The organism is Mesorhizobium sp. M7A.F.Ca.US.006.01.1.1 (assembly GCF_003997935.1).
Lineage (GTDB): Bacteria > Pseudomonadota > Alphaproteobacteria > Rhizobiales > Rhizobiaceae > Mesorhizobium.
This window is the reverse complement of record NZ_RZQL01000364.1, coordinates 1-5,069: the sequence shown is the minus strand read 5'-3', so window position 1 is coordinate 5,069 and position 5,069 is coordinate 1. Positions and strand designations below refer to the sequence as shown.

At 63.1% G+C, this 5,069-nt stretch carries 6 protein-coding genes; 1 reads left to right on the top strand and 5 read right to left on the bottom strand.

The window, feature by feature from the left end; genetic code table 11:
• The 3 genes from EN943_RS34855 to EN943_RS34845 all read right to left on the bottom strand — a co-directional run.
• Positions 1 to 266 (bottom strand): ATP-binding cassette domain-containing protein (locus EN943_RS34855; RefSeq protein ID WP_164778545.1); only part of this gene is annotated, 266 nt, incomplete at its 3' end.
• Positions 254 to 1,957, bottom strand: a complete 1,704-nt coding sequence (locus tag EN943_RS34850) for an iron ABC transporter permease (protein ID WP_127416365.1) — start codon at positions 1,955 to 1,957, stop codon at positions 254 to 256. The genes EN943_RS34850 and EN943_RS34855, both read right to left, overlap by 13 nt.
• Before the next feature lie 87 nt (positions 1,958 to 2,044).
• Entirely contained in the window at positions 2,045 to 3,031 is a 987-nt protein-coding gene (locus EN943_RS34845) for an ABC transporter substrate-binding protein (protein WP_127416364.1), read from the bottom strand.
• 258 nt (positions 3,032 to 3,289) lie between these two features.
• Between EN943_RS34845 and EN943_RS34840 the strand changes: the two genes are divergently transcribed.
• Positions 3,290 to 4,261, top strand: coding sequence for a sugar-binding transcriptional regulator (locus EN943_RS34840; RefSeq protein WP_127416363.1), 972 nt, complete (start codon positions 3,290 to 3,292; stop codon positions 4,259 to 4,261).
• Here the strand turns inward: EN943_RS34840 and EN943_RS34835 are convergent.
• The gene (locus tag EN943_RS34835; RefSeq protein WP_013529317.1) at positions 4,258 to 4,626 is read right to left on the bottom strand and encodes a hypothetical protein; all 369 of its coding nucleotides are present in this window, start codon (positions 4,624 to 4,626) and stop codon (positions 4,258 to 4,260) included. The two genes, EN943_RS34840 and EN943_RS34835, sit on opposite strands and share 4 nt — an antisense overlap.
• A 114-nt stretch (positions 4,627 to 4,740) precedes the next feature.
• Positions 4,741 to 5,069: 2-oxo acid dehydrogenase subunit E2 (locus EN943_RS34830; RefSeq protein ID WP_206522871.1), on the bottom strand; the 329-nt coding region annotated here is incomplete at its 5' end.

Genomic DNA, 5,069 nt, shown 5'->3' with positions numbered 1-5,069 from the left:
GCATAGTTCTGGAAGACGATGCCGACGCGCCGCTTTTCCGGCGCGACGCTGCCGCCCTTGCCCGACACGACCTCGCTGCCGATGCGGATTTCGCCTGACGTCACTTTCTCGAATCCGGCCACCAGCCTCAGCAACGTCGTCTTGCCGCAGCCGGAAGGACCGAGCACTGCCAGGAACTCGCCGTCGGCGACATCGATCGACACGTCCTTGACGGCATCGAAATTGGCGAAGCTCTTGGTCACATTGTCCAAGCTCAATCGCGCCATGGCAGCACTCCGGTCGGAAGGTAGGGGGCAAGCAGATTGGTCACCAGCATCAGCACGAAAGTGACCGCCACGGTGATGACGGACATCGCCGCCGCGTAGTTGGAATCGCCGCCCTGCTCGAAGGAGAACATCACCACGCCGATCGTTTCCGAGCCCGATGACCACAGCAGCGCCGAAACGGTAAGTTCGCTCAACGCCGTCATGAAGATCAGCAGGCCGCCGGCGATCGCCGCCGGTGCCACCAGGGGAAAGATGATCGTGCGCATGCGCGTGAACAACCCCGCGCCGGCCACCTGGGCAGCTTCCTCCAGCGCCCGGTCGATCTGGTGATAGCCGCTGATGGTTGGCCGCAATGCCAGCACCAGGAAACGGGCAAGATAGGCGTAGAGGATGATCCAGACGGTGTTGTAGAGCTGGATGCCGGTCAGCGGGATCGGCCGCAGGAACATGAGCAGCGAGGCGATCGCCAGCACCACGCCGGGCAAGGCATAGGGCAGTTCGACCGACAGATTGAGCAGCCGCACCCAGCGCTGCTTGCCCCACGCAATCAGATAGCCGATCGGCACTGCGACCAGGACCGCGAAGAAGGCCGCCGCGATCGACAGCCAGAAGCTGTTGAAGAAGGCGCGGCTGGCCGCGTCATGCTCGAACAGCACGAAGCGATAATTATCGAGCGTCGCCGTCTTGGCGGTGAGCGCGATGCCGTAGCCCGGCACCAGCGATGTCAGAACCAGCCCGAACAGCGGCAGGAACAGCACCACGATGATCAGCAGCCACATGCCGGCCTGCACGGCGGGCCGCCAGCGGCCGAGCTCATAGGGCTCAGCCGAAAGCGACGTGGAGCTGATGCGATAGTCGCGGCGACGGCTCATGATCTCCTGGGCAAGGATGCCCGCCATGGCGATGATGCCGATCAGCACCGACAGGAACGCGGTTTCGCCGAGCACGGCAGGGCCGCCGCCGGCCAGCTTCTGATAGATCAGCGTCGGCAGCAGGAGATAGTTGGCGGGAATGCCGAGAAAGGCCGGAATGCCGAAATTGCCGACGCAGGAGACGAAGGCGAGTGCGGCGGCCGCCATGATCGACGGCGTCATCAAGGGCAGCACGATGGTGACCAGCACGGTGAACCAGCCGGCACCGCCCGCCCGCGCCGCTTCGACCAGCTCGCGCGGCAGCTTGCGCAGGCCGGCGCGCACCAGCAGGAAGACCAGCGGGCCATACTGCACGCCGAGCAGCAGGATGATGCCCGAGGTGGAATAGAGCGGGTTCCTGGTACCGAGCGGCGGTGCCGCCCCGAACAGCTTGAGGAACGGGCTTGCCGGGCCGAACAGTTGCAGCCAGGCCAGCGCTGTTACCTGCGGCGCGATCATCAAGGGCATGACGTAACAGAGCACCATGGCGCTGCGGGCGCGGATATCGGTCAGAGTGACGAGGACGGCCACCAGCGTTCCCGACAGCACCGCAAGCAGGGTGCCGCCGATACCGACGACCAGTGTGTGCCAGGTGGCGATCCAGGTCGCCGGACTGGCGAGCCCCGCCTTTATCGCGACGGTCGACAGCGTGCCACCGGGTGCCACGATCTCCTTGATCAGGCGCAGCATCGGCAGCAGCGAAAGCAGGACGATGACGATGGCTACCGCCGCCGTCAGGACCATTTCCTGGCCCCGGCTTTCCCTGATCCGTGTGGACATGATTGCGTTTCCTGGGGTCGATCAGCCGATGCGATCGGGTTTCGCAGTCGGCATGCCGCTAGGGGACATGCCGACTGAATTGCCGGCTCAGCCGCCGAACAGTTCCGAGAACTTCGCCTTGTCGGCGTCGGTTTTGGCGACGATTGCCTTGGTGTCGAACGACATCACCTTGACCTTGACGCCTTCCGGCAGCCATTCGGGGCGGCCGACCGAGGCGCGCGCCGGCAGATAGCCCATCGAAAGCGCAAGCTTCTGGCCGTCATCGGAAAGAATGAAGTCGACGAACTTCTTGGCGCCATCGACATTCCTGGCGGTCTTCATGATGGCGACCGGTTCGGTCACTGCCGGCACACCTTCCGAGGGGAATACGAACTCGACCGGGGAACCCTTCTTCCTGGCGTTCATCGCCATGAAGTCGACGAGGATACCATAAGGCTTTTCGCCTGATGCCACCGACTTCAGCACCGCACCATTGCCGCGCACGCTGACGGTGTTGTTGGTCTTCAGCTTCTGGAAGAAATCCCAACCATAATTGGTATCACCGACGAAGCCTGAAAGCAGGTAGGCGGCGGCACCCGAATAGAGCGGGCTCGGCATGACCAGGCCATCTGCATAGGCGGGCTTGGCAAGATCGGCCCAATGCTGCGGCTTCTCGGCCGCAGCGGTGTTGTAGACGATGCCGGTGGTGATCAGCTTGCTGCCGAAATAGGTCTTGTCGGCATCATAGGCATCCGCCTCGATGCCGTCGAGCTTTGCCTCGGGATAGGGCAGCAGCCGGTCATCCTTCTTCAACAGCTCCATCGACACCGCATCGGCGATCAGAAGCACATCGGGCTGCGGGCTGCCGGCGGCAAACTCGGCCGCCATCTTGGTCAGGATGTCGCTCGTTCCGGAGCGATAGATGGTCACGTCGATACCCGGCTGCGCCTTCTTGAAGGCATCCACGGTCTTGGCCGCGTCGGCTTCCGGTTGGGACGTGTAGAGCGTCAGTGTTTCGGCGTTTGCCACGCCGGCAAACAAAGTTGCCGCGAGCGCCAGCTGGCTGGCCAGCAGCTTGATGAAGTGCGTCTTCAATGAGACCTCCTGTCTTTCTGTGCATGACCGGTCCGGCTCTGGCCGGCTCCCCGTCTCTTCCTCCCTGCACGGCGCATATGACTGGTGGATGACACAGCGCGTGAAACCCACAAAATATGTTCATATGTACGATGTCAATTACAAATGAACAGAAATGTGCGACAATCGACATGCCGGAGAGCCGGCATCGATTGACATCCGGCCGGTGTTTCCCTGATGAGCACCGGTCAGGCCACGGCTCATGAGGGACAGGAACCGATGACCACAGAAAAACCCAGACAGGCTCGCCTGCCGATGGTCTCGTCGGACCTTACCGTCAAGACGGCATGGCTCTACTATGTCGAAGGTTTCACCCAGGAACAGATCGCCGAAAAGCTCGATGTCTCCAGGGTGAAGGTCATGCGTACGCTGGCCTCCTGCACCGCCGAGGGCATTGTCGTCACCATGATCAACGCGCCGACAGCCGGGCAGGTGGCGCTCGAGCGGGAACTGGAAAAGCGCTGGGGTCTGAATGCCGCCGTCGTCATTCCGACGCCTTCGGCGCATGACCATCTGGAGAAGGCCATCGGCCACGCCGTCGCGGCCTATCTCGGCGAGCAGATGCAGGACGGCATGACGCTGGCGATCGGTGGCGGCGCGACCCTGCATGCCAGCCTCGGCTTCCTTGCCCGCCGGCAGTTGAAGCGTGCCTGCGTGGTGGCGCTCGTCGGCAGCCTGCCGCATTCGCAATGGATCAATCCATCGATCGTTGCAGCCAAGGTCGCCGATGTCTTCGAGGTCGACAGCTATCAGATCACCGCGCCGGTGATGGTCGACAATCCCTCGCTGCGCGATCTCCTCTGGGCACAGCCGACCCTGCAGGATGTGCGCCAACGCGCGGCCGCCGCCGACATCGCGCTGCTCACCGTCGGCGACATGTCGCCGGACGCCACCATCTTCCGGCATGGCATCGTGCCGTCATCGCTGATCGCTCCGCTGAAAGCGAAGGGCGCGGTCGCCAACATGCTGTGCTATTTCGTCGATGCCGCCGGCGGGCTGGTCGACCACGAGGTCAACAGCCGCGTCATGGCCATCGATCTCGATGTGGTCAGCAATGTGCCGAATGTGGTCCTCGCCGCCGGCGGCAAGCGCAAGGTCGCGGCGATCCTCGCCGCGCTGAAAGCCGTCGACACCAATGTGCTGATCACCGACAGCGATACCGCCACGGCGCTGCTTGCCAAGGGCGGTTAGATCAGCCCGCGCTCGCGCAAAAAATCCTCAACGCCGACATGGGTCATGGATTCGAATTCGGCGATCGCCTCGGCCACCCGCTTGCGCTGCGCCGCCAACAGTGTGAACACCTGCTTCATCTCGCCGGAAACACCAAAACGGCTCCACCGCTCGGCGATATGCGTGGGCAGACCGATGTCGGCGCAGAACGCGTCCAGACTGTCATAGCCGAGGCTGGCGACGAGCTGCCTAGTCTCCTCCGCCGACATGCGAGGCTCGAAGGCGTGGTCGTGCAGGCGCTGCGCCACCAGCTTGATGTCGGATGGCGACGCACCCATGACCTTGCCGAACAGGGTTTTGACGTCAGATGGGTCGAATGCAGGCATATTTGGCCTCCCTGGATCGCAATCCAGATAGAACATGGGTCAAGGGTCGGCGCCTGACAAGTCGTTTCTGCCGTAAGCCGGCGCATCATTCGGCGCCGGCTTCTGCTTGGTGGATCAGACCAGCAGGCCCATCGGATTTTCAAGGAGGTTCTTGAAGGCGACCAACAGTTCGGCACCCAGCGCACCGTCGACGGCGCGATGGTCGGTCGACAGCGTCACCGACATCACGGTGGCGATCTTGATCTCGCCATTCTTGACCACCGCCCGCTCCTCGCCGGCGCCAACCGCCAGGATGGTCGCATGCGGCGGGTTGATGACCGCGGCAAAATCCTTGATGCCGAACATGCCGAGGTTGGACACCGCCGTGGTGCCGCCCTGGTACTCTTCCGGCTTCAGCTTGCGGCTGCGCGCCCGGCTGGCCAGGTCCTTCATCGCGTTGGAGA

Coding starts and splice junctions, on each gene's coding strand:
- EN943_RS34835 (WP_013529317.1), bottom strand. CDS start 4,626: ATGCCTGCATTCGACCCATCTGACGTCAAAACCCTGTTCGGCAAGGTC.
- EN943_RS34850 (WP_127416365.1), bottom strand. CDS start 1,957: ATGTCCACACGGATCAGGGAAAGCCGGGGCCAGGAAATGGTCCTGACG.
- EN943_RS34840 (WP_127416363.1), top strand. CDS start 3,290: ATGACCACAGAAAAACCCAGACAGGCTCGCCTGCCGATGGTCTCGTCG.